This window comes from Shinella sp. 20P9.1.1, assembly GCF_057798995.1.
Genome location: NZ_JBYOLC010000001.1, coordinates 46,071 through 68,558, shown reverse-complemented (window position 1 = coordinate 68,558; position 22,488 = coordinate 46,071). Strand labels below are relative to the sequence as shown.

Genomic DNA, 22,488 nt, shown 5'->3' with positions numbered 1-22,488 from the left:
AACCGGAAGATGACACCATCTGGCGGCTGCAAACAAGATCGGGAGAGACGTGCATGAAACTTGCGACGCTGAAGAATTCCACCCGTGACGGCCGGCTGGTCGTCGTTTCGCGTGACCTGACGCGCTGCTCGGAGGTCGGGCATATCGCCCGCACCCTGCAGAATGCCCTTGATGACTGGGACCATGTCGCACCACGCCTTGAGCGCGTGGCGGAAGGGCTTGAAACCGGCGCGCAGCCCACCGCACGCTTCCATGAGCATGACGCCGCCTCGCCCCTCCCGCGCGCCTATGCCTGGGCGGACAGCTCGGCCTATGTCAACCATGTCGAACTGGTGCGCAAGGCCCGCAATGCCGACATGCCCGAAAGCTTCTGGACCGATCCCCTGATGTATCAGGGCGGCTCCGACAGTTTTTTGGGACCGCGCGACCCGATCCTCGCGGCGGATGAGGCCTGGGGCATCGATATGGAGGCCGAGATTGCCGTGATCGTCGGCGATGTGCCGATAGGGGCGAGCGTCGAGGAGGCCCGCGACGCCATCAAGCTTGTCATGCTGGTCAATGACGTGTCGCTACGCGGCCTCATCCCCGCCGAACTCGCCAAGGGTTTTGGCTTCTTCCAGTCGAAACCGTCGTCGGCTTTCTCGCCGGTCGCCGTATCGCCGGATGAACTGGGTGATGCCTGGAAGGACGGCAAGCTGCACCTGCCGCTCCTCGTCTCGCTCAACGGCAAGGCCTTCGGCAAAGCCAATGCCGGCGTCGACATGACCTTCGACTTCGGCCAGCTCGTTGCCCATGCGGCAAAGACCCGGCCGCTCGTCGCCGGCACGATCATCGGCTCCGGCACGGTTTCCAACAAGCTCGACGGCGGCCCCGGCAAGCCCGTCTCCGAAGGTGGCGCCGGCTATTCCTGCATCGCCGAGATCCGCACCATCGAGACGATTACGACCGGCGCACCCAAGACGCCCTTCATGAAATTCGGCGACACCGTGCGCATCGAAATGAAGGACAAGACAGGCCACTCAATCTTCGGGGCGATCGAGCAGACGGTCAAGAAATACGAAAAGGAGTGATCGCGTGAGCGACAACATCGTGCTTTTCGATTACTGGCGCTCATCCGCCAGCTACCGCGTGCGCATCGCGCTCGCGAGCCTGGGGCTGACCTATGACAGGCAATCCGTCGACCTGCTTGCCGGCGCCCAGCGCTCCGAGGAACATCGCGCCCGCAATCCGCAGGGTCTCGTGCCAGCGCTGCTGATCGATGGGCACATGTTGACGCAATCGCTCTCGATCATCGAATATCTCACGGAAACGCGCCCTGAGGCGCGTTTCCTCCCCCCCGATCCACTCGAACGGCAGCGCGTGCGTACGCTCTCCTATGCCATCGCCATGGAGATCCACGCCGTCTGCAACACCGGCGTCATCGGCCATGTCCTTGAGATAACAGGGGGAGGGGATGAGGTTCGCAGCGCCTGGATGAAGAAATTCATCGGCGAAGGCCTCGCCGCCGTCGAAATCCTGCTGGACGATCCCGCCACCGGCATCTTCTGCCACGGCGACACTCCGACCATGGCCGATTTCTGCCTCGTCCCACAGGTCTACAATGCCGAGCGATGGGGTGTCGATATCTCCGGGCTCAAGCAGGTGCGGCGCATTGCGGAAACCTGTAACGCCTTTCCGGCGTTCAAGGCCGCGCGTCCCGAAGCGGTCAAGGGGATCTGACCATGCTGCGTTTGATATGTGGCAGCTCGCAAATGACGACAAACATAGGATTTTTCGCAAGCATAAGCCTGACAGTGGCGCGCATCATAATTTTTGTTCTGGCGATATTTTCTGCTGTCGCAATGCCCTTCGAAACCGTTATGGCAGGTGTCATCGGCAAGGAAAATCGTCAATCAATCGAGAAATATGCACTGGCGAGCAAAGTTGATATCCAAGAAATGCGCGGACGATACGGAGCGACGGAACGGATTATGTGTCCGTTCAGGGAAGCCAGTGCTTTTATTATTTACAAGCCAAATATCGTTGCTACTGCACGCCACAACTTATTCCCAGAAAAAGAAATGAAGAGTTACACAGGGAAATCCGATATTCTTCGCTGCGGCTTTGAATTAACGGATGGGAAAACATCCACATGGTACAAGGTAGATGTAAATTCCTTTGTTTATCCGGAAGAAAATCAAAGGTCGGTAGCCGACCGATTCGATTGGGTTGTGATGCGTTTGACGGCGCCGATTTCTGGCGTGACCCCCTACAGGCTTCCAACAAATCCGGCCCTAAAAGGGGACTCCGTTACAACAAGCACAATCCGTCAGGATGGATTTCGCGAAGATGGCTGGAATGCCCGCATCCTCGGAGATTGCAAGATCAGAAACGTCGTTGCAATTGACAAGATAGCTGGCAGCGGCATCTTCACCGACTGCTCCGCAGCGCCCGGCGCATCGGGTGGTGCGCTATTAAAGCAGACTGAGCAAGGTCTGGAAGCCGTCGGTATCATGTCATCGACAACTCTCAAGAACTGCAAAAAGTATAAAATGAAATCCTGCTCTTCGTATGCCGTGGGTATTTCGAACGAGGTCGTCCAAGCGATTAAAGAGCTGGCCGATCAATAGCGAGCCGGCACGCATGGCTGCATTGGTCCGGAAAGCTCTCGCAGTCAGACAATCGTCGGGAGACATATTCAAAACCATCCCTATATCGCCCACACTCTAATACCGAGCGATAAAATCGTCGACGCGACCAAGATGCACAGATCGCCCCGCACGAGGCGGGGCGATCCGTTCGTTCATCTATTAAGCGACGTCGCCCATGCAGACGTACTTCAGCTCCAGATAGTCGTCCGCGCCGTGGGCGGAGCCTTCGCGGCCGAGGCCGGACTGCTTTATGCCGCCGAAGGGGGCCGCTTCGGAGGAGATGAGGCCGGTATTGACGCCGACCATGCCGTATTCCAGGGCTTCCGCGACCTTCCAGACCTTCTTGAGATCACCGGCGAAGAAATAAGCGGCGAGACCGAATTCGGTGTCGTTCGCCTGCTCGATGACGTCCTCGACCGTATCGAAGCGGAAGAGCGGCGCGACCGGACCGAAGGTCTCTTCACGCGCGACCGTCATGCCGCGCACGACGCCCTTGAGCACCGTCGGCTCGAAGAACGTGCCGTTGCCGGCAATGCGCTTGCCGCCGGCAACGACGGTTGCGCCCTTGGAAACGGCGTCGGCGATATGGGCCTCGACCTTGTCGATGGCGGCTTCTTCGATCAGCGGACCGATCGTCACGCCCTTGTCGAAGCCGTTGCCGACATTCAGTTCGGCGACCTTCTTAGCCAGCTTTTCGGCAAAGGCGTCATAAACGTTCGACTGGACATAGATGCGGTTGGCGCAGACGCAGGTCTGGCCTGCATTGCGGTACTTCGAGGCCATGGCGCCTTCGACGGCCGCGTCGAGATTGGCGTCGTCGAAGACGATGAAGGGTGCGTTGCCGCCAAGCTCCAGGCTGACCTTCTTGATCTGGTCCGAGCACTGACGCATCAGGATGCGGCCGACTTCCGTCGAGCCGGTGAACGAGATTTTCCGGACCTTCGGGTTGAAGCAAAGCTCCTTGCCGATCGCCGGGCCATCCGTGCCGAGGATGACGTTGAAGACACCCGAGGGGATGCCGGCCTTTTCCGCAAGCACGGCAAGCGCGATCGCCGAAAGCGGCGTCTGCTCGGCGGGCTTGGAAACGACCGTGCAGCCGACGGCGAGCGCCGGCGCGATCTTGCGGGCGATCATCGCGGCCGGGAAGTTCCACGGCGTGATCGTGCCGACGACGCCGACCGGCTGCTTGATGACCAGCATGCGCTTGTCGACGGACGGGGCAGGGATCGTCTCGCCGTTGATGCGCTTGGCTTCTTCCGCATACCACTCGACATAGGAGGCGGCATAGAGGATTTCACCCTTGGCTTCCGCCAGAGGCTTGCCCATTTCGGCGGTGAGGATGGCAGCGAGTTCATCGGCATTGGCGATGATCAGGTCGAACCATTTGCGCAGGAGAACGCTGCGGTCCTTGGCCGGGCGGGCAGCCCAGACAGCTTGCGCCTTGTAGGCGGCATCGATTGCGGCTGCGGTCTCGGTTGCGCCCATTTCCGGCAGTGTCGCCAGCTTTTCGCCGGTCGCGGGGTTCAGCACGTCGAAGGTCTCGGTGCCGTTGCCGCCGATCCAGTTGCCGTTGACATAGCCGGCATCGCGCAGGAGGTCGGTCGACTTCAGGTGCTTGGTAAGAGCATCGTAGAAGGCCATGATTTCATTCCTTTCGGACATAGACGGTCGTTCACCCGGAGCAGATGCTCCGGGTGTCGTCTTGGGAGATTTGGTTCAGTCGTTTGCGTCGCCGATCAGGCGGCGCGGGCTTCGATCATGGCGGCTTCGAGGATATCGAGCGCCTCGGCGAAAACCTCGTCCTGGATGGTGATCGGGGCGAGGAAGCGGATGACGTTGCCGTGCACGCCGCAGGTGAGCAGGATCAGGCCCTTTTCGAGAGCCTTCAGGCGCACCTTGTTGGCGAATTCGGCGCTCGGCTGCTTCGTGGCAACGTCGTTGAACTCGACGGCGTTCATGAAGCCCGGACCACGGATGTCGATGATCTCCGGAACCTTGTCCTGCAGCGAGGCCAGGCGCTGCTTGAGTCGGGCGCCGAGGTTTTCCGCACGGTTGCAGAGGTCTTCATCCTTGATGACGTCGAGAACGGCATGGGCCGCCGCAACGCCGATCGGGCTGCCGGCATAGGTGCCGCCGAGGCCGCCGGGGCCGGGGGCGTCCATGATTTCGGCGCGGCCGGTGACGGCTGCGATCGGGAAGCCGCCGCCCAGGCCCTTGGCCATGGTCATCAGGTCAGCCGCGATGCCGTAGTGCTCCATGGCGAACAGCTTGCCGGTACGGGCAAAGCCGGTCTGCACCTCGTCGGCGATCAGCAGAATGCCGTGCTGGTCGCAGATCTCGCGCAGGGCCTTCATCAGGCTGACCGGGACCGGCAGGAAGCCGCCTTCGCCCTGTACGGGCTCGATGATGATGGCGGCGACGCGGTTCGGGTCGACATCGGCGGCGAAGAGCTTCTTCAGCACGTTGATCGACTGCTCGACGGTCGTGCCCTGGGTCTCCACCGGGAAGGGCACATGGAAGACGTCGCCCGGCATGGCGCCGAAGCCGACCTTGTAGGGGACGACCTTGCCGGTCAGCGCCATGCCCATGAAGGTACGGCCATGGAAGCCGCCCGAGAAGGCGATGACGGCCTGGCGGCCGGTGGCGGCGCGGGCGATCTTCACGGCGTTTTCAACGGCTTCGGCACCGGTCGTGACGAAGATCGTCTTCTTGGCGAAGTTACCGGGGGTGATGGCGTTCAGGCGCTCGGCGAGTTCGACATAGTTTTCATAGGGCACGACCTGGTGGCAGGTGTGGGTGAAACGGTCGAGCTGCTTCTTGACGGCTTCGATGACGCGCGGATGGCGGTGGCCGGTGTTGACGACGGCGATACCGGCGGCGAAGTCGATGTAGCGATTGCCTTCCTTGTCCCAGATTTCCGCGTTCTCTGCACGGTCGGCGTAGATCTGCGTGGTCATGCCGACGCCGCGCGAAATGGCGGCGTTCTTGCGATCGGTAAGGGGCGTGGCGGTCATGGCGCTATCCTGAATCTGGAGGCTTCGTTGGTTTGGGCTCTCGCAATCCCGACCGCAGAACCGCTGTGCGCTTTTGCTGGAATTGCGATAACTTACATTTTTTCTGCAAGTCTCGAGTGGAATTCCTACATTTTTTCTGTAAGAATGCAATATGGATTTTACGCAGGCAATGCGACGGTTTTTAGGGCCGGGAGCGGCCCGCCGGGTGCTATAAGCAAAGCATAATACAGAATCAGGGATTGGCGCGATGGGTTCTGCGGAACCGGTGCACTACAAAGTGGCGGAAGCCGCGCGGCTTGCCGGTGTTTCGGCCTCGACGCTCCGGCTCTGGGAGGCGCAGGGGCTCGTCGTGCCCGGACGTTCGGAGACCGGCCACCGGCAATATAGCGGCGACGACGTCGCCCGGCTGAAGCGCATCGCCTGGTATCGCACCGAACGCGGCCTGAACCCGGCCGCCATCCGCGAAGCTCTCGATGCGGAAGATCCCTCCGTCGACACATATGCCCCCGAAGGCGATGCGCCGCAGGGCGTCGGCCGCAAGCTGCGCAGCCTTCGGCATGATGCGGGCAAGACATTGGAGCAGGTCGCCGGCGATATCGGCATCGCGACCTCCGTTCTCTCGACCTTCGAGCGCACCTCGCAGGGCGTGACCTTCCGCGTGCTGCACGATCTCGCCGAATATTACGGCACGACGGTCTCGAAATTGTCGGGCGAAGAAGAGAACGACAACCGCTCCGTCGTGCGGTCAGGCGAGTGGAAACTCTGGCCCGAGACCTCGCCCGGCGTCACCGTGCAGGTGCTGGCCGATGGGCGCAACATGATGGATTGCCACCGCTTCGTGCTGGCGCCCGGCGCGTCCTCGGACGGCGCCTACAAGCATGAGGGCGAAGAATTCGTTCATGTCCTGTCGGGGCGCATCGAGCTGGTACTCGACGGCCATGAATTCCACGACCTCGGCCCCGGCGACAGCCTCTATTTCGAAAGCGCCCGCCGCCACGCCTGGCGCAATCGCCATGACGGTGAAACCGTGCTCATCTGGATCAACACGCCGCCGACGTTCTGAAGCAATTCCAGGAAAAGTGTGCAGCGGTTTTGCGTCCGGAATTGCGCCAAGCTTAAGTCCGACGCTTGAGTTGCTGTTCGCGGAAGAAGATGAAGAGGCCGGAGGCAACGATGAAGCAGGCGCCGACCAGCATGGCCGGGCGCGGCGCGTCGCCGAAGAACATCCAGCCAAACAGCACCGCCCAGAGCAGCAGCGTATATTGCAAGGGCACGACGGTCGCGGCATCCGCCAGCTTCAGCGAGCGGTTGACCAGCATATGCGCGCTCATCGCCACGATGCCGAGCAGGCTCAGCAGCCCGAAATCGACGCTGCGCACGGGCGCCCAGCCCGAGGGATCGGCAAGGCACCAGATGCCGGAAAAGATCGCCGCACCCGCCACCTGCCAGAAGACAAGCGTCGTATCGGGGGTGGCGCGCAAGGAGCGGCCGAGCACCATGGCGAGGCTGAAGGCAAGGCTGCCGGCGATGGCGATCAGGGCCGGCAGGGTGAACGTGTCCTTCGACGGCTCAAGCGCGATCACCACGCCGATGAAACCCACGATGATCGCCGTCCAGCGCCGCCAGCCAACCTTTTCGCCCAGCATCAGCGGCGACATCGCCGCCACATAGATGGGCGCGGCAAGCCAATAGGTCATGGCATCGGCAAGCGGCATATAGGCAACGGCGAAATAGAAGCCGGACGCCTCGAAGGCGAAGAGAAACGAGCGCAGTAGATGCAGCTTCGGCCGCTCGACCTCCACGAGACGGCGAAAGCCGACGCGCCAGAAGAAAGGCGCGAGCACGACGAGGGCCGCGATGCTGCGGATCAGCATGAGCTGGCCGACGGAATAGGTCGCGACCAGCCATTTGCCGAGCACGTCGTTCAGCGAGAACATGACCATGCCGAGCAGCATCAGCAAAACGCCGAGACGCGCGGTGCCGGTGGCGGACGAGGGGGCGGCGATGTCGGTCATATCAGGCACTCGGGTCTCGGGGATGCTGCGGCTGTGACACATTCGGCACAAGCGATCCAGTCAGCAATTTTGATCGCTGCATCAAACGCGGTGCAATCATGACGCTGCGCATCAGCCACGACGCGCGACGAGGATACCGGCCAGCACGATTAGGCCCCCTACGGCCTGCATCATGCCGATCGGTTCCGACAAAACGATCCAGGCGAGAAGGGCGGCGACGACAGGTGCCATCAACAGCGTCAATGCGGAGAAGGCGGTCGGAAGATGGGCAAGCGCATAGGTGAAAAGCCCCTGGCCGCCGACATGGCTGATCAGGGCAAGGCCGATGACCATTGCCCAGCCGAACAGTGTCAGGGGCACCAGACCGCCTTCGAAGGCAAAGGCGATGGGCAGCATGCAGACGGTGGCGGAAACGGTCGTCCAGACCAGAATGCGCGGCGCGGAGAACCGCGCACGCACATGGCCGAGCGCCAGCATGTAGCAAGCATAGAAGAAGGCGGCCGTGATGGCCGTCGCGTCACCCGCCAGTTGCCCGCCACCGATCGCCTGCGGACCGCCCTTCAGCACGACGATCCCGATGAGGGCAAGCGCCAGCCCCGCCAGAAAGATCGGCGTAATACGGGCGCGGAAGAACAGCCAGGAACCGAGGGTCACGAAGACCGGCGCCAGATTGGCGAGCAGCGTGGCGTTGGCAACCGAGGTCATATGCAAGGCAAGATGCCAGGCGACGAGATCGATGGCGAGGAACACGCCGGGCAGCAGCAGGAAGATCGTATCGCGCAGGCCTGAAGGCTGCTCATCCACCTGCTTTCCCAGACGGGACATCAGCAGGAACGGCAGGATGGCAAGCGAGACGCGCCAGAACGCCGTCGCCAGCGGACCGACCTCCGAGAGCCGCACGAAGATCGGCGAACCACCGATGGCCATGCCGCCGAGAAGAAGTGCGGCAACGGCAAGACGGGTCTGGGAGGAGGAGGCAGTCTGGGACACGGCGGCAGTCCGATCATCGCGAAAGCAGCGGGCTATCAGACCGCACCACTTTGAACCAGAGGGCACCTGCTAATTTAACCGGAAACTTTTGGACGCATGCAAAAGGCGGCGCCGTCTCCGGCACCGCCTTCCAAGTCCTGCTTTGACTCTTATGCCGCGTCGGGGCGGTGAACCGTCTTCACTTCGAGGAAATCCTCCAGACCGAACATGCCGCCTTCACGACCATTGCCCGACTGCTTGTAGCCGCCGAAGGGGCTGCCATAGCGGTGCGGGCCGCCGTTGATATGCACCATGCCGGCGCGCAGGCGCGCAGCAACGCGCTCGGCACGCTCCGGGTTGCCCGTCTGCAGATAGGCGGCGAGGCCGTAAGCCGTATCGTTGGCAATCGCGATCGCTTCCTCTTCGGTATCGAAGGGGATGATGGCGAGAACCGGGCCGAACACCTCTTCACGGGCGATGCGCATCTCGTTGTTGACGTCGGCGAAGATCGTCGGCTTGACGAAATAGCCGGTCTCGAAACCATCAGGCTTGCCGGGACCGCCGACGAGAAGGCGCGCACCTTCTGCGACACCGGCTTCGATCAGCGCCTGTACGCGGCCGAACTGGATATGCGAGACGAGCGGGCCGATATGCGTGCCTTCCTCTTCCGGATTGCCAACCGTGGCGTCCTTGCCGACGCGCTGGGCGATCTCGACGACCTTGTCATAGGCGGAGCGCTCGACGAGCATGCGGGTTGGCGCATCGCAGGACTGGCCGGAATTGTTGAAGCATTCGCGGATCGTGCCGGAAACGCGGTCTTCGAGGTCCGCATCAGCGAAGACGAGGTTCGGCGACTTGCCGCCGAGTTCCAGCGTCACGCGCTTGACCGTCTCGGCCGCATCCTTGCTGACGGCGATGCCGGCGCGGGTGGAACCGGTGAAGGACATCATGTCGACATCCTTGTGCTTGGAGAGCGTCGCACCGCATTCGATGCCGTCGCCGTTGACGAGGTTGAACGTACCCGCCGGGAAGCCGGCCTCATGCACCATCTCGGCATAGAGCATGGCGTTGAGGGGCGTGAATTCGGAGGGCTTCAGGATGCAGGTCGAGCCCGTGGCGAGTGCCGGCACGACCTTCAGCGCGATCTGGTTGATCGGCCAGTTCCACGGCGTGATGAGACCGCACACACCGATCGGCTCGCGGCGCACGACGTCGCCGTTCGGCAGAACGTCGCGGCTCTTCAGGCGCTTCAGCGCGTCGATGAAGCCCTGGAGATGACCGACGCCGACATCGGCCTGCTGCTCGGTGCTCATGGTGATGGGCGCGCCGAGTTCCAGCGTGATGGTGCGGGCCATCTCGTCATAGCGGCGCTTGTATATTTCGAGCAGCTTTTCGAGCAGGGCAAGACGCTCTTCAACGCTGGTCTGGCTGTAGGTGGCAAAGGCCTTCTTGGCGGCGGCGACGGCGCGGTCGATATCGGCTGATGTCCCCATGGTGATGACCGCGATCGGCTTCTCCGTCGCCGGGTTGATCACCGCGAGGTCATTGGCCTTCAGCGGATCGACCCACTGGCCGTCGATGTAGAATTTGCGCTTGTCGAGCATGCTTTTCTCCCGTCACTTCTGTTTTTCGTCGAGCCAGCCCTTGATAAGCTGGCGGTAGCGTTCGCCGCTGAAACTTGGAAAATGGCCGCCATGCACCAGCCGCACCGGCAGGGTCATGAGCCGTTCCATCGAGGCGATGTAGTCTTTCCCATCGGAATGATAGGTGTCCTCGATCAGCGGACCGTCATAGACGATGTCGCCCGACAACAGAATTTCCGATGCCTTCTCATAGAGCGCAATACCCCCTGGGGAGTGGCCCGGCGTGTGGATAACCTCGAAATGCCGGTCGCCGAGGTCGATGACGTCACCGTCTTCGAGGATACGCGTCGCCGGCGCCTTTTTCACGGCGTAACATTTCGAGCAATAGGGCTCCGGCGGCAGCGCGTCGAAGATCTCGTCGGCGACATAGGGATCGGCCAGCGTGTTTTCCCGCGTCGGATTGGCGAGAAGATCGGCTTCGGCCGAATGAACGGCGCGGCATTCGAATTCGTGGTGGCAGCCGATATGGTCGAAATGGGTGTGGCTTGCCACCGCGATCAGCTCGCGCTCCGTCACCAGCGGCACCCATTCCCGCAGCGACACGACACCCATGCCGCTGTCGACCAGCATATCGCGGTCGCGCCCGCGCACATGCCAGATGTTGCAGCGGTAGAATTCCTGGATATAGGGCTCGCTGATGGAGGTGACGTCGTCGCCGAGACGACGCACGCTGTACCAGTCTTCCGGGCGGATACGCTGCATCAACCTATACTCCTTCCTGAAGCACGACGATGCTATCGGCCTTCAAGCGAAGGTCGAGCTCGGCGCCGGTTTGCGGAGTGTCGGTCTGGGGAAGATGGGCTGTCAGCACTGCATCACCCGCCGCGACGTGGCAGCGGTGATGCGTGCCGAAGAAGGCGCTGCCGGTGATGCGGCCACGACCGAGCGAGACCGTGGGGACATCGGCATTGGCGTTGCGGAAATGCTCCGGGCGGATGCAGAGCGTGACGTCCTTGCCGACGGCAGGCAGGCCGGAAACGAAGGCGGAGGCCAGGAGGGCGACGCGCCCAAGTGCCGTCTCCACTTCGGCTTCGCTGCCCGCGACGCCGCGCACCTTGGCCGGCAGGAAATTGGCCTCGCCCATGAAACCGGCGGAGAAAAGCGAACGCGGACGCATGTAGATCGAGGCCGGCGTGCCGACATCCTCGATGCGCCCCTTGTTCATCACGACGATGCGGTCGGCGATCGCCATCGCCTCTTCCTGGTCGTGCGTGACATGCACGAAGGTCGTGCCGACGCGCTTCTGGATCGCCTTCAGCTCATCCTGCATCTGCCTGCGCAGCTTGAGATCGAGCGCACCGAGCGGCTCGTCGAGCAACAGCACATGCGGATCGACAGCGAGCGCGCGGGCGAGCGCCACGCGCTGCCGCTGGCCGCCGGAAAGCTCATGCGGCTTCTTGGCCGAGGACGCCCTGAGGCCGACGAGATCCAGGTAAGAAAAGGCCTTCTCGAAGCGCTCGGCCTTGCCCATGCCGCGCATGCGGAGACCGAAGCCGACATTGTCGCGCAGGCACATATGCGGGAAGAGCGCATAATCTTGGAACATCGTCGTCGTCGGGCGCCTGGCCGGCGAGACATGGGTCATGTCCTCACCGCCGATGGAAATCGTGCCCGAAGTCGGCTCGATGAAGCCGCCGAGAATGGAGAGCAGGGTGGTCTTGCCGCAGCCGGAGGGGCCGAGCAGAACGATGAACTCGCCGGCGGCGATATCGAGCGAGACATCGTCGAGCGCCAGGAACGAACCGAAGACCTTGGTGGCGTTGCGAATGGAAACGTCGGCGGTCATGAGGATTTCCCGGTTTTGCGGAAGACGGTGAATTCCATCACGACGAGGAACGCGATGGAGATGAGGAAAACGACGCTGCCGATAGCATTCGTCTTGGGATCGAGGCCGGAGCGCAGCATACTCCAGATCTCAACCGGCAGCGTCACGTCGAAGCGCGACAGCAGGAAGGCGACGATGAACTCGTCCCAGCTAAAGGTGACGGAAAGGAAAAAGGCAGCGAGGATCGACGGCAACAGCATGGGGGCCGTGACGAGCAGCATCACCTGCCAGTCTTTCGCGCCGAGATCGCGCGCCGCCCGCTCGATATTCACCTGATGCCCACCCATCGAGGCATAGATGATGGCGAAGCAGAGCGGCAGGTTGATCACCACATGGCCGATGCCGACGGTGACCAGTGACAGGCGGAGACCAGTTACATTCAACATCGACAGCAGGCCGAGCCCGATGATCAGCGTGCTGACCGTCATCGGCGCGACGATCAGGCCGCGCAGCAGGCCCGAGGCCGGCAGAGTGTAGCGGGCGAAGGCATAGGCGGCGAGAAAACCGAGTAAACAGGCGACGGCCGACGAGACCATTGCAACCAGCAGCGAATTTCCGAGTGCCGCCATCAGCTTTCCGTCGGCGAAAATCGCCTCGTACCAGCGCAACGTCAGGCCGTTCAACGGTGGCACCGGCAGGGAGCCGTCCTGGAAGGAGAACAGCACCAGCACGACGACCGGCAGGAAGATGAAGAGATAGATGAGGCCGGCATAGAGCGCGACAAGGGCGGTGGAAAGATGGCGCATGATCAGGTCCTCTCCATCTTCAGCCAGCGTGCGCAGGCAATATAGGCAAGCGTGACGACGACCATCAGCACCAGCGAAAGCGCGGCCGCCATCGGGAAATCCGCCCGCCGGCCAAGTTGCAGCATGATGACCTGCGGCAGCACCAGCTCGTTGTTGCCGCCGAGGATCTGCGGCGTGATGTAGTCGCCGATGCACAACACGAAGGTCAAGAACGCGCCGACCATGATGCCGGGCAGCGTCAGCGGCAAAACGACGAACCAGAAGGTCTGGAAGGCGTTCGCCCCGAGGTCCGCCGCGGCGCGGCGATAATTCGGCGAGAGCTGAATGAGGTTGGCATAGATCGTCAGCGTCAACAGCATGACGAAGAAATGCACGAAGCCGATGACCGTGCCGGTGCGGTTTGCCGAGAGTTCCAGCGGTTCGGCGATCACGCCCAGCCAGAGCAGCGCCTGGTTGACCACGCCGCCCTTGGAGAGCACCAGCAGCCAGGAATAGGAACGCACCACATAGGAGGTCCAGAACGGCAGGATCGCCATGATGAGCGCGAAACGCTGCCATTTCTTCGGCACGCGCTCGGCGATGATCCAGGCAAGCGGGTATGCCAGCAGGATGGAGATGACCGTCACCGTCGCCGTGATCTCCAGAGAAACGACCAAACCCTTGAAGAAATGCGCCTTGCCGAAGAAGGCGATGTAGTTGTCGAGCGTCCAGGTCGCGACGATCTCGCGCCCCTGCCGCGTCCAGAAGCTGATCGCCGCCATATAGGCGAAGGGCACGAGGAAGAAGAACCCCGTCCAGAGGAGCGCCGGCAGGGCAAAGGCCCAGGCCTTGCGGCGCTCCGCGCGTTCGAAGGCAGTGGCGGCCATGAGGCAATCCTTAAACGTGAGTGCCGGGAGCGTGGATCCTCGGGTCAGCCCGAGGATGACGAGAGAGGAGATGTGCGATGATAAAGCAGTAGCAGTGCATGACAAACGGTTCGAGGAGGAGGCGCCAACACCTCCCCACCGTCATCCTCGGGCTTGACCCGGGGATCCACCCATCCGCACCAACCTTACTGCTGAAGCGTTTCCGTCCAGATGTCCTGCATCGCCGCATCCATGTCGGCATCAGCCACCGGGTAGAGCTGCGAATTCTTCAGATATTCCGGCTGCTTGTCCCAGCGCAGCGCCGCCTTCTGCTGATCGCTCAGGTGTTCGCCCGCTTTGGCATTGGCCGGCATCGCCCAGTAGCAGGAGGAAGTGGCAAGCCGCGCCTGGCCCTCGGGGCTGACGATGTACTGCACGAATTTCAGCGCCAGATCCTGCTTTTCGCTATCCTTGAAAACGCCGATCGACTGCGCCCAGCGCAGCGCGCCCTGCTTGGGGATCGTCCAGTCGAGGTTGGGCTTTTCCGCCGAGAGGCCGGCCGTCAGCCACTCGCCGCCGCCCACCACGATATCGACTTCGCCGGTCGCCAGCGCCGTTTGCGAGGCGACGACGTCGCTCACCTGGCGGGCGACCTTCTTCATCTCGAAGAGCTTTTCCTTGATGGCCGGCAGGTCGTCCCGCTTGAGGTCGGCGGTCTTCTTGCCGATGCCGACAGCTGTCAGGCCGACCATCGGAAGGTAATAGTCATAGAGCGCGATGCGGCCCTTGTACTTGTCCGACCAGACGACCGTGAGGTCTTCCATATCGGCCGGATCGACCTTGGTCTTGTCGTAGGAAATCGTGTTGTAGCCGAACTTTTCCGTAACCGCGTAGACCTTGCCGTCCTTGGTGGTCGTCGCGTCCATGCGGACTTCCGGGAAGAGGTCGGCGAGCGGCAGCTTGTCGGCCGGCATTTCGCCGAGAATGTCCATGTCGATGGCGCGCGGTACGTCGACGGCGTCGATGACCAGCACGTCCCAATCGCCGGGCCGCGACTGCTCGATGATCGAGATCGCGGCACCCGTGCCCTCATATTCCTTGAGGTTGACCTTGACGTTGTTGGCCTTCTCGAAGGGCTCGACCAGCGCCGGATCGGTGTGGTCGCACCAGACGAGCGCATTCAGCTCGTCCTGCGCGTTTGCCGCGACGGGCGCGAGCGAAAGGGCGGCTGCGGTGGTAAGGAGCATGCGGCGGGAGAACCCGCCCAAAACGGTTTTCGTCATTTTCGTTCCCTCTGAGTATAGGCTTTCGGCCTTGGCGAATGGCGTTCATCACGACGCCTTGAGAAAAAGATTGAACGAGTTCATTTTTTAAGTCAATCTCATTTTTGAGGAGATTCCAACGGAGGTTCTGATGGCTGGATTGCGTGCGAAACAGAAGGCGGACAAGACCCGCCGCATTCTCGAATCCGCGACGACGCTGTTCCGCGAGCAGGGCTATGACAGCGCCCGCATCGAGGATATCGCCGAGATGGCGGAAGTCTCCGTCGGCACGCTCTACAACTATTACCAGAACAAGGGTGACATCCTCGTTGCAACCGTCGCCATGGAAGTGACGGAAGTGCTGGAAGCGGGTGCGCGCATCGTTGCCAATCCGCCGCTCAACGTCGCCGAGGCGCTGCGCACGCTGATCGAGCAATATTACGACCATTCGCTGTTCTATCTCTCCAAGGAGATGTGGCGCACGGCGATGGCGATCTCCATCCAGCAGCCGGAAACGCCGCTCTCCCGGCGCTACACCGAACTCGACGGCCAGCTTTGCGCCCAGGTCGTGCAGCTGGTGCGCACGCTGCAGGTTCGCGGCGTCGTCAATGCCAGCATCGACGTCCAGGCGATCGGCGAGGTGCTCTTCAACAACCTCAACCTGATGTTCATGGAGTTCTGCAAGGTCGAGGCCATGCCGATCGAGGACCTGAAGGCCCGCGTCAACGCCCAGCACGAACCGCTCGCCGCCCTCATCAGCACCATCAAGATCGTCTGAGACCTCTATGACCGAACAGGAATCCAGCGTCCTCGCCGCCGCCGATGCGCTCGTCGGTGCCTTCTCCCGGCATGACCGAGACGCCTATTTCGCCGCCTTCGCGCCGGAAGCGACTTTTGTCTTCTACAATCTCGACCGCACGCTCGACGGCCGCGCCGCCTATGAAGCGGAATGGGCGCTCTGGGAGGCGCGGGACGGTTTTTGCGTGCTGGCCTGCCGCTCGACGAACCGCAAGGTCCAGCTCGTCGGCGAGGTCGCGATCTTCACCCACGCGGTCGAGACCGACGTCTCCGTCGGTGGTGAAACCGTGACGAACAACGAGCGGGAGACGATCGTCTTTGCGCGCAATGCCGCCGGCCGCTGGCTTGCGGTCCACGAGCACCTTTCAGCCGCTGCCTGATCTAGCAGCAGCCGTCCTCGGCCCGACCGGTCGAAAGCTGCTCCAGGATCGGACAGTCCGGCCGATCGTCGCCGTGACAATGGGCGGAGAGGTGCTCCAGCGTGTGCACCATCTCCTGCAGCAGGCGCATCTTCTCCTTCATTTCATCGATATGGGCGCTGGCGATGCGTTTGACGTCGCCGGAGGCGCGGGCGCGATCCTGCCAGAGCGCCAGCAGATCGCGGATCTGCGCGATGGAGAAGCCGAGATCGCGTGACCGGCGGATGAAGGACAAGGTCGAGAGGTCCTTCGGGCCATAGGTCCGGTAGCCGGAGCCGGTGCGGCCTGCCGCGCGAATGAGGCCGATCTGCTCGTAGTGCCGGATCATCTTGGGCGTCACACCCGTCGTCTCAGCCGCTTCGCCGATATTCATGCCTGATCTCCCTTGTGGAACGGCAGCTTGAAGCGCTTGAGACGCAGCGCATTCGAAACGACGAAGACGCTCGACAGCGCCATGGCGCCCGCCGCCAGCGCCGGCGACAGCTGGATGCCGAGCGTCGGATAGAGGAAGCCTGCGGCGACCGGGATCAGGGCGACATTGTAGCCGAAGGCCCAGAACAGGTTCTGGCGGATATTGCGCATGGTCGCGCGCGATAGCGCAATACCGATGGCGACGCCGCGCATATCGCCGGCCATCAGCACGATATCGGCGCTTTCGATGGCGACATCCGTGCCCGTACCGATGGCAATCCCCGTATCGGCCGCCGCCAGCGCCGGTGCGTCATTGATGCCGTCGCCGACGAAGGCGACTTTTTTTGTGCCATCGGCGGAGAGCGCCTTCACGGCCGCAACCTTGCCATCGGGCAGGACCTCGGCCATCACCCTGGTGATGCCGAGCTTTGCGGCCACGGCCTCGGCTGTGCGGCGGTTGTCGCCCGTGATCATTGCGACCTCGATGCCAAGCGCCCTAAGGGCGGCCACGGCCTCCTGCGTCGTCGGCTTGACCGGATCGGTGACGGCGAAGAGGGCCGCAAGCCTATCGTCGATGGCGGCATAAAGCGGCGAGGCACCCTCGGCCGCCAGCCGCTCGGCATCACCTGCGAAGATGGAGGGATCTAGACCGAGGGAGCCCAGAAAGCCTGCGGAGCCCGCCTGCACCTTTCGCCCGGCGACGATGGCCGAGATGCCCTGACCGGAGATCGCCGCGAAATCGCTGGCGGCGGGAAGCTCGATCCCCTCGTTCACGGCGGCCTCGTGGATGGCGGCGGCAATCGGATGTTCGGAATGCACCTCCGCAGCAGCCACGAGAGACAGTACCTCGTCTCGCAAAAAACCATCCGCCGGGACGATTTCCGTAAGGGTGGGATGGCCGAGCGTCAGCGTGCCGGTCTTGTCGACGGCGACGATGTCGGTCGCCTCGAGCGTTTGCAGCGCCGTGCCCTGGCGGAAGAGCACGCCGAGTTCGGCGGCGCGGCCCGTGCCTGTTATAATGGAGGTCGGCGTCGCGAGCCCCATGGCGCAGGGGCAGGCGATGATGAGCACGGCGACCGCGTTGACCAGGGCATGGGCCAGGGCCGGGCTCGGCCCGAAGACGAACCAGATGCCGAAGGTTATGAGCGCGACGGCCATGACGGCGGGCACGAACCATTGCGTGACGCGATCGACCAGCGCCTGGATCGGCAGTTTCGCCGCCTGTGCATCCTCGACCATGCGGATGATCTGAGAGAGCACCGTATCGGCGCCGACGCGGGTGGCGCGGAAGGTGAGGGAACCCGTCGTGTTGACGGTGCCGCCGGTGACCACATCGCCGGCCTTGCGCGCGACAGGCATCGGCTCGCCCGAGATCATGGATTCGTCGATATAGGAACTGCCCTCCGTTACTTCGCCATCGACGGGCACCTTTTCGCCGGGCCGCACCAGCACGATATCTCCGGGCACCACGTTTTCCAGCGGCACGTCCTCCGCCTTGCCATCCCGCAGCACGCGGGCGGATTTGGCACGCAGGCCGGCGAGATGGCGGATCGCCTCGCCTGTGCGGCCCTTGGCGCGCGCCTCGAGGTAGCGGCCGGCGAGGATCAGCGTGACGATGACGGCGGCGGCTTCGAAATAGACATTCGCTGTGCCTCCCGGCAGCAAAGCCGGCGCGAAGGTGGCGACCGTCGAAAAACTCCAGGCGGCGAGCGTTCCGATCACCACCAGGGAATTCATATCCGGCGCAAGACGCAGCAAGCTCGGAATGCCCTTGCGGAAAAAGCGCAGGCCCGGCCCGGCAAGCACGAGCGTCGCCAGAACGAATTTGATGACGCGGCTCGTCTGCATGCCGAGGGTTTCATGAATGAAATGGCCGAAGGACGGGAAGGCGTGCGCGCCCATTTCCATCACGAAGAGTGGCGCCGTCAGAAGGGCGGCAATCACGAGATCGCGCCGCAAGGTCCCGGCTTCGATCGCCCTACGGTCCTCTTCGGCGGGAGCCGTTGCCGTTTCGCGAATGGCCTTGTAGCCGGTGCGCGCAACGGCGGCCGCGATGTTCTCGAAGGAAACGGCGCCCTTGAGGAAACGGACGCGGGCACGCTCCTGTGCGAGGTTCGCGGTCGCATCGAGAACGCCCGGAATAGCCTTCAGCGCCTTTTCGACGCGGCCGATGCAGGATGCGCAGGTCATGCCCTCGACGGGAAACTCGAGCACGTCCTCGGCGACGCCGTAACCGGCCTTTCGCACCGCTTCGGCAACGGCAGCGGCATCGGCCACGCCGTCAAAGGTCACGTCCGCCTTCTCGGTCGCCAGGTTGACGACGGCGCCGGAGACACCCGGCACCTTCTCGATGGCCTTTTCGACCCGGCGTACGCAGGACGCACAGGTCATATCGGAGATGGAAAGCTTGATCGTCTGCCGCTCTGCCGGCGGCACAAGGGTGAGCATGGTGCACCTTCATCCAGAAGCTCTCCTTGATCCGGTATGGACCAGAGAAGATCGCTTCATTTTGGATAGATCGTGCGCCTTCCCATCATGTCAAGGTCAAGCGGCTTTTTGCCGTTCAGTCCACGGCGACGGGCGAATAGCCCTCGGCCTCGATGATGGAGGCAACGGCGCTGCGGTCGCCGGCATTTTCAATCGCGACGCGCTTGGTCGAAAGATCGATATCGACTTTCGCGGACGGATAGGCGGCAAGCAGAGCGCTTGTGATGGTCTTGGCGCAGTGGCCGCAGGTCATGTCGGATATGATGAAGGAAAGGGTGTCGCTCATGGGCAGGCTCCTGATTTGTCCATGCACGCTGAAGCCTTCCCCCGTGGCAAGGTCAAGCCCTGCCGAAGACATCCGTTCAGCCGAAAAGACGGGCAAGCAGCGACAGGAACTGGTCTCGCGCCCGCATTCCACCCAATCGCTCCAGGCAGTCCGCCTCGAAATCGGCCTCGGCCCGCCGCGCGTCGCTCAGCAGGTTTTCTTCCGATGGCGTCAGATGGAGCGCATAGGAGCGACGGTCGTTGGGCACGTTCCGCCGCTCCGTCAGACAGCGCTCTTCCAGATCATTCATCAGCGACACGAAATTCGCCCGCTGAATACCAAGAACAGCCGCAATTTCAGATTGTTTCCGGCCCGGATTTTCGGCGATCATAGCCAGCACGCTGTATTCCGTCGGACGCAGGTTCACCACGGAGAAATAGTGCAGGAACCGCTGTATGAACTGGCCATGTGCCCGGCGGAGCTGATGCGCCACACTTTGAGAGATTGCGGAGGAATCCAGAGCCTCCGTTGGAGGAACATCGTAAGTTTTGCTTATCTTTTCCATGCTTTGGCCACCTTTCCCCGGTGCCGGAGGAATTCCGGCGTGCGGCCTGCACACGACCATAGGTGCCCGCACGGATGGCGCAAGGCGCGGCATGCGTGATTGCAGCAATTTTCTACACGCAATCAAGAGGCGAGGAATGATTTTGCGTTTTTTCAAACCCAACGCGACGCCCTGAGTTTATTTCAGGGCGCCATAACTCAACCAGCGGTAAATTTCCGCATTCAATCGATTGCGAATCGATTTAGGCGGCCCCTCAGCAAGGCGATCGTCTGGCTGTCGGCATTGGCGAAGGCAAAGCGCAGATACCCCTCTTGGCCGGCACCGAAATAGCTTCCGGGCAGGCAGAGAATTCCGGCTTCCTTGGCAAGTTTTTCCGCGACGCGAGCGGACGGCACGCCCTCGAAGGGATGGCCGATGAAGGCGAAATAGGCACCGACCGCACCGACCTTCCAGGCCGGTGCGCCGGCCATGGTCGACAACAGCGCCTCGACGCGGTGCGCGATCTCCAGCCGGTTCCCCTCGCGCCAGTCCGCCAGCAGCGGCAGCGCGGTGGCGACCGCGGCCTGCGCGGACCGCGGCGGGCAGATTTGCAGATTGTCCATGATCTTCGCCACCTGCTCGACCACGTCGGCACCGGAGGTGATGGCGCCGAGGCGATGGCCGGGAATGCAGAAGGACTTGGAGAAGCTGTAGAGGCTTATGAGCGTGTTCTCCCAGCCGGCACGCCTGAAGAGATCATGTGGACGACCGGCACCGGCCGGCAGAAAATCGCGATAGGTCTCGTCGAGGATGAGCCAGATGCCGCGCGAAACGCAGAGATCGTAGATTTCGGCGAGCAAAGCCGGCGGATAGACGGCGCCGGTCGGGTTGTTCGGCGAGACGAGCGCCAGCGCCCGCACATCCGGCGTGATCGCGGCGGCAAGTGCTGCGACATCGGGCAGGAAACCGTTGGCGGCATCGCAGGCGGCGAACCGCGTCTTGATGCCGAGCATCGCCAGCGTGGTTTCCTGGTTGAAATAATAGGGATCCGTCATCAAAACGGCATCGCCCGCACCGGCGATCGCCATGGCGGCGCAGATGAAGGCCTGGTTGCAGCCGGCCGTCACGTGGACATTACCGGCGGCGAGCGGCAGGCCGTAGGTTTCGGAAAGATGCTCGGCATAGGCCTTGCGCAGGCTGTCCTCGCCCTCGATCGGGCCATAGCCGGTATAGGCGCGCGAGGCGGCATATTCACCGAGCAGGCGCAGCATGTCGGGATGCGGCGGATAGCCGGGCACAGCCTGCGAAAAATCGATCATCGGGCCGCTGCGGCCATCATAAGCATCGCCCCAGGCGAAGACATGCGGGATCGGCGGGGCGGCAAGGGTTTCGACGAGCGGGTTGAAGCGGGGCATGGTCAGTTCCGTGAGTATCACGCGCGGGTCTTGCGCTGGGGGGTGGACGCGGTCCGGCGCTTGACCGGAGCCGGGATCGGACGAAAAGGTTCGGCCGCCCGCGTGCCGCGGCCGCGCAGCAGCATGCGGGCGGAGGTCTGCGGCTCGGGTAAGCTTTCTTCGAGCGAAGCAAACAGCCAGTCGATGAAGACCTTGACGATCGGCGCCTGCCGCATGGATTGCCGGCAGGCGACATAGAACGCGTCGGCGGCCGGCACGGTGAGATCGAACGGCACGACCAGTTCGCCGCGCGCGATCAGATGGCCGGCGGTGATCGTGTCGCCGAGCGCGATGCCTTGGCCATGCAGGGCGGCCTCGGTGGAAAGACGGGCATCGCTCATGAAATGCTGCCGGCCGCGCACGATGTCGGTCGCATCCGCTGCCGAAAGCCAGGTGCTCCATTCGCGCCCGTCGTCACCGTGGAATATCGTATGGTGGGAAAGGTCGCGCAGCGACCGCAACGGCCGGCTGTTCAACAGGGTAGGGCTGGCGACCGGGAAAAGTTCCAGCCGTGACCAGAGACGCGTCCAGTGGTCCGGCCAGTTGCCGTCGCCATAGAGCACGCTGACATCTGTATCGAGCGAGCGCAGGTTTTCCGGATCATTGGAGGCGATCAGCGTGACACGCACGCCGGGAAACTGGTCGGTGAAGGTGTTAAGGCGCGGAATGAGCCAGAGCGAAAGCAGGGCCGGCACGCAGGTGATGGTGAGATCGCCGCTCGTTTCCGGCTGCTTCATCAGGGCGGTCGCCGCCGCGATCTCGCCGAAGGCATTGGTGACGGCCGGCAGCAGCAGCGCGCCTTGCGGCGTCAGCTTCAGCCGCTTGCCGCCACGTTCGAAAAGTGCGGTCCCGAGCGACTCCTCAAGCGCCTTGATCTGGTGGCTGACGGCACCGTGCGTCACGTTCAATTCCCGCGCGGCGGCCGACACGGCGCCACGACGGGCGGTCGCCTCGAAGGCGCGGAGCGGATTGAGCGGCGGGAGGCGCGCAGTCATGGAGCGGAAAACCGGATATGTGAATTTTTCTCACGCCAATCGCTATAACAATGTCAATTGCTTTTCCAGCCGTTTTATTACGATACTATGAAGAACGAGGGCAAAGACCCCGGGGGAACATATCGAAACGCTTTGATCCGGCCCCCGGTCTGCCCTCATTTTTCAT

Annotated in this window: 22 protein-coding genes; 6 read left to right on the top strand and 16 right to left on the bottom strand. The window is 62.6% G+C overall.

Going from position 1 to position 22,488, the window contains the following annotated elements:
* Window positions 1-53: 53 nt before the first annotated feature.
* From AC27VQ_RS00330 to AC27VQ_RS00320, 3 genes are read left to right on the top strand one after another with little or no spacing between them, the layout of a single operon-like run.
* Window positions 54-1,070, top strand: a complete 1,017-nt coding sequence (locus tag AC27VQ_RS00330) for a fumarylacetoacetate hydrolase family protein (RefSeq protein WP_488714714.1) — start codon at window positions 54-56, stop codon at window positions 1,068-1,070.
* 4 nt (window positions 1,071-1,074) lie between these two features.
* On the top strand, window positions 1,075-1,719 hold the full coding sequence (maiA, locus tag AC27VQ_RS00325) for a maleylacetoacetate isomerase (RefSeq protein ID WP_488714713.1): 645 nt from the start codon (window positions 1,075-1,077) through the stop codon (window positions 1,717-1,719).
* 2 nt (window positions 1,720-1,721) lie between these two features.
* Window positions 1,722-2,609: a trypsin-like serine peptidase gene (locus tag AC27VQ_RS00320; protein WP_488714712.1), complete on the top strand. Its 888-nt coding sequence runs from the start codon at window positions 1,722-1,724 to the stop codon at window positions 2,607-2,609.
* 180 nt (window positions 2,610-2,789) lie between these two features.
* On the opposite strand, the gene AC27VQ_RS00315 is transcribed toward AC27VQ_RS00320, so the two are convergent.
* Window positions 2,790-4,271, bottom strand: a complete 1,482-nt coding sequence (locus AC27VQ_RS00315) for an NAD-dependent succinate-semialdehyde dehydrogenase (protein WP_488714711.1) — start codon at window positions 4,269-4,271, stop codon at window positions 2,790-2,792.
* Between the two features lie 95 nt (window positions 4,272-4,366).
* Entirely contained in the window at window positions 4,367-5,644 is a 1,278-nt protein-coding gene (locus AC27VQ_RS00310; protein ID WP_313523218.1) for a 4-aminobutyrate--2-oxoglutarate transaminase, read from the bottom strand.
* 247 nt (window positions 5,645-5,891) lie between these two features.
* Between AC27VQ_RS00310 and AC27VQ_RS00305 the strand changes: the two genes are divergently transcribed.
* Window positions 5,892-6,707 (top strand): MerR family transcriptional regulator, encoded by an 816-nt coding sequence (locus tag AC27VQ_RS00305; RefSeq protein WP_488714710.1) that lies wholly within the window; start codon window positions 5,892-5,894, stop codon window positions 6,705-6,707.
* 52 nt (window positions 6,708-6,759) lie between these two features.
* Here AC27VQ_RS00305 and AC27VQ_RS00300 read toward each other — a convergent pair whose 3' ends face one another.
* The 8 genes from AC27VQ_RS00300 to AC27VQ_RS00265 form a co-directional block, all read right to left on the bottom strand.
* Window positions 6,760-7,659 carry a DMT family transporter gene (locus AC27VQ_RS00300; protein WP_488714709.1) on the bottom strand — a complete coding sequence of 300 codons (900 nt, stop codon included), beginning with the start codon at window positions 7,657-7,659 and terminating at the stop codon, window positions 6,760-6,762.
* Window positions 7,660-7,770: 111 nt separating this feature from the next.
* Window positions 7,771-8,649 (bottom strand): DMT family transporter, encoded by an 879-nt coding sequence (locus AC27VQ_RS00295; protein ID WP_488714708.1) that lies wholly within the window; start codon window positions 8,647-8,649, stop codon window positions 7,771-7,773.
* A gap of 149 nt (window positions 8,650-8,798) precedes the next feature.
* On the bottom strand, window positions 8,799-10,232 hold the full coding sequence (locus AC27VQ_RS00290; protein WP_488714707.1) for an aldehyde dehydrogenase family protein: 1,434 nt from the start codon (window positions 10,230-10,232) through the stop codon (window positions 8,799-8,801).
* 12 nt (window positions 10,233-10,244) lie between these two features.
* Window positions 10,245-10,973, bottom strand: a complete 729-nt coding sequence (locus AC27VQ_RS00285; protein ID WP_488714706.1) for an MBL fold metallo-hydrolase — start codon at window positions 10,971-10,973, stop codon at window positions 10,245-10,247.
* A 4-nt stretch (window positions 10,974-10,977) separates the two neighbouring features.
* Window positions 10,978-12,057: an ABC transporter ATP-binding protein gene (locus AC27VQ_RS00280; RefSeq protein ID WP_488714705.1), complete on the bottom strand. Its 1,080-nt coding sequence runs from the start codon at window positions 12,055-12,057 to the stop codon at window positions 10,978-10,980.
* Window positions 12,054-12,842, bottom strand: coding sequence for an ABC transporter permease (locus AC27VQ_RS00275; protein WP_488714704.1), 789 nt, complete (start codon window positions 12,840-12,842; stop codon window positions 12,054-12,056). The genes AC27VQ_RS00280 and AC27VQ_RS00275 overlap by 4 nt, the downstream gene beginning before the upstream one ends.
* A 2-nt stretch (window positions 12,843-12,844) precedes the next feature.
* The gene (locus AC27VQ_RS00270; protein ID WP_488714703.1) at window positions 12,845-13,708 is read right to left on the bottom strand and encodes an ABC transporter permease; all 864 of its coding nucleotides are present in this window, start codon (window positions 13,706-13,708) and stop codon (window positions 12,845-12,847) included.
* Window positions 13,709-13,893: 185 nt separating this feature from the next.
* Entirely contained in the window at window positions 13,894-14,970 is a 1,077-nt protein-coding gene (locus tag AC27VQ_RS00265) for an ABC transporter substrate-binding protein (RefSeq protein WP_488714702.1), read from the bottom strand.
* Window positions 14,971-15,100: 130 nt separating this feature from the next.
* Between AC27VQ_RS00265 and AC27VQ_RS00260 the strand changes: the two genes are divergently transcribed.
* Window positions 15,101-15,727: a TetR/AcrR family transcriptional regulator gene (locus tag AC27VQ_RS00260; protein WP_488714701.1), complete on the top strand. Its 627-nt coding sequence runs from the start codon at window positions 15,101-15,103 to the stop codon at window positions 15,725-15,727.
* Between the two features lie 7 nt (window positions 15,728-15,734).
* Window positions 15,735-16,127 carry a YybH family protein gene (locus tag AC27VQ_RS00255; RefSeq protein WP_488714700.1) on the top strand — a complete coding sequence of 131 codons (393 nt, stop codon included), beginning with the start codon at window positions 15,735-15,737 and terminating at the stop codon, window positions 16,125-16,127.
* Window position 16,128: 1 nt separating this feature from the next.
* On the opposite strand, the gene cueR is transcribed toward AC27VQ_RS00255, so the two are convergent.
* From cueR to AC27VQ_RS00225, 6 genes are all read right to left on the bottom strand, one after another.
* Window positions 16,129-16,539 carry a Cu(I)-responsive transcriptional regulator gene (gene cueR, locus AC27VQ_RS00250; RefSeq protein WP_488714699.1) on the bottom strand — a complete coding sequence of 137 codons (411 nt, stop codon included), beginning with the start codon at window positions 16,537-16,539 and terminating at the stop codon, window positions 16,129-16,131.
* Window positions 16,536-19,025 carry a heavy metal translocating P-type ATPase gene (locus AC27VQ_RS00245; RefSeq protein WP_488714698.1) on the bottom strand — a complete coding sequence of 830 codons (2,490 nt, stop codon included), beginning with the start codon at window positions 19,023-19,025 and terminating at the stop codon, window positions 16,536-16,538. Before AC27VQ_RS00245 ends, cueR begins: the two co-directional genes overlap by 4 nt.
* A gap of 115 nt (window positions 19,026-19,140) precedes the next feature.
* Entirely contained in the window at window positions 19,141-19,350 is a 210-nt protein-coding gene (locus AC27VQ_RS00240) for a heavy-metal-associated domain-containing protein (protein WP_488714697.1), read from the bottom strand.
* A gap of 76 nt (window positions 19,351-19,426) precedes the next feature.
* A complete protein-coding gene (locus AC27VQ_RS00235) occupies window positions 19,427-19,894 on the bottom strand; it encodes a MarR family winged helix-turn-helix transcriptional regulator (RefSeq protein WP_488714696.1) in 468 nt (155 codons plus the stop codon).
* A gap of 221 nt (window positions 19,895-20,115) precedes the next feature.
* On the bottom strand, window positions 20,116-21,288 hold the full coding sequence (locus AC27VQ_RS00230) for an aminotransferase (protein WP_421591624.1): 1,173 nt from the start codon (window positions 21,286-21,288) through the stop codon (window positions 20,116-20,118).
* 17 nt (window positions 21,289-21,305) lie between these two features.
* Window positions 21,306-22,322: a LysR substrate-binding domain-containing protein gene (locus AC27VQ_RS00225; RefSeq protein WP_488714695.1), complete on the bottom strand. Its 1,017-nt coding sequence runs from the start codon at window positions 22,320-22,322 to the stop codon at window positions 21,306-21,308.
* Window positions 22,323-22,488: the final 166 nt, after the last annotated feature.

Bases quoted from the DNA above. Each gene is read 5' to 3' on its own strand.
- AC27VQ_RS00305 (WP_488714710.1), top strand. From the start codon at position 5,892: ATGGGTTCTGCGGAACCGGTGCACTACAAAGTGGCGGAAGCCGCGCGG.
- AC27VQ_RS00300 (WP_488714709.1), bottom strand. From the start codon at position 7,659: ATGACCGACATCGCCGCCCCCTCGTCCGCCACCGGCACCGCGCGTCTC.
- AC27VQ_RS00285 (WP_488714706.1), bottom strand. From the start codon at position 10,973: ATGCAGCGTATCCGCCCGGAAGACTGGTACAGCGTGCGTCGTCTCGGC.
- AC27VQ_RS00235 (WP_488714696.1), bottom strand. From the start codon at position 19,894: ATGGAAAAGATAAGCAAAACTTACGATGTTCCTCCAACGGAGGCTCTG.
- AC27VQ_RS00260 (WP_488714701.1), top strand. From the start codon at position 15,101: ATGGCTGGATTGCGTGCGAAACAGAAGGCGGACAAGACCCGCCGCATT.
- AC27VQ_RS00320 (WP_488714712.1), top strand. From the start codon at position 1,722: ATGCTGCGTTTGATATGTGGCAGCTCGCAAATGACGACAAACATAGGA.
- AC27VQ_RS00230 (WP_421591624.1), bottom strand. From the start codon at position 21,288: ATGCCCCGCTTCAACCCGCTCGTCGAAACCCTTGCCGCCCCGCCGATC.
- AC27VQ_RS00290 (WP_488714707.1), bottom strand. From the start codon at position 10,232: ATGCTCGACAAGCGCAAATTCTACATCGACGGCCAGTGGGTCGATCCG.
- AC27VQ_RS00255 (WP_488714700.1), top strand. From the start codon at position 15,735: ATGACCGAACAGGAATCCAGCGTCCTCGCCGCCGCCGATGCGCTCGTC.
- AC27VQ_RS00225 (WP_488714695.1), bottom strand. From the start codon at position 22,322: ATGACTGCGCGCCTCCCGCCGCTCAATCCGCTCCGCGCCTTCGAGGCG.
- AC27VQ_RS00275 (WP_488714704.1), bottom strand. From the start codon at position 12,842: ATGCGCCATCTTTCCACCGCCCTTGTCGCGCTCTATGCCGGCCTCATC.
- AC27VQ_RS00245 (WP_488714698.1), bottom strand. From the start codon at position 19,025: ATGCTCACCCTTGTGCCGCCGGCAGAGCGGCAGACGATCAAGCTTTCC.
- AC27VQ_RS00315 (WP_488714711.1), bottom strand. From the start codon at position 4,271: ATGGCCTTCTACGATGCTCTTACCAAGCACCTGAAGTCGACCGACCTC.
- cueR (WP_488714699.1), bottom strand. From the start codon at position 16,539: ATGAATATCGGCGAAGCGGCTGAGACGACGGGTGTGACGCCCAAGATG.
- AC27VQ_RS00330 (WP_488714714.1), top strand. From the start codon at position 54: ATGAAACTTGCGACGCTGAAGAATTCCACCCGTGACGGCCGGCTGGTC.
- AC27VQ_RS00280 (WP_488714705.1), bottom strand. From the start codon at position 12,057: ATGACCGCCGACGTTTCCATTCGCAACGCCACCAAGGTCTTCGGTTCG.
- AC27VQ_RS00240 (WP_488714697.1), bottom strand. From the start codon at position 19,350: ATGAGCGACACCCTTTCCTTCATCATATCCGACATGACCTGCGGCCAC.
- AC27VQ_RS00310 (WP_313523218.1), bottom strand. From the start codon at position 5,644: ATGACCGCCACGCCCCTTACCGATCGCAAGAACGCCGCCATTTCGCGC.
- AC27VQ_RS00270 (WP_488714703.1), bottom strand. From the start codon at position 13,708: ATGGCCGCCACTGCCTTCGAACGCGCGGAGCGCCGCAAGGCCTGGGCC.
- AC27VQ_RS00265 (WP_488714702.1), bottom strand. From the start codon at position 14,970: ATGACGAAAACCGTTTTGGGCGGGTTCTCCCGCCGCATGCTCCTTACC.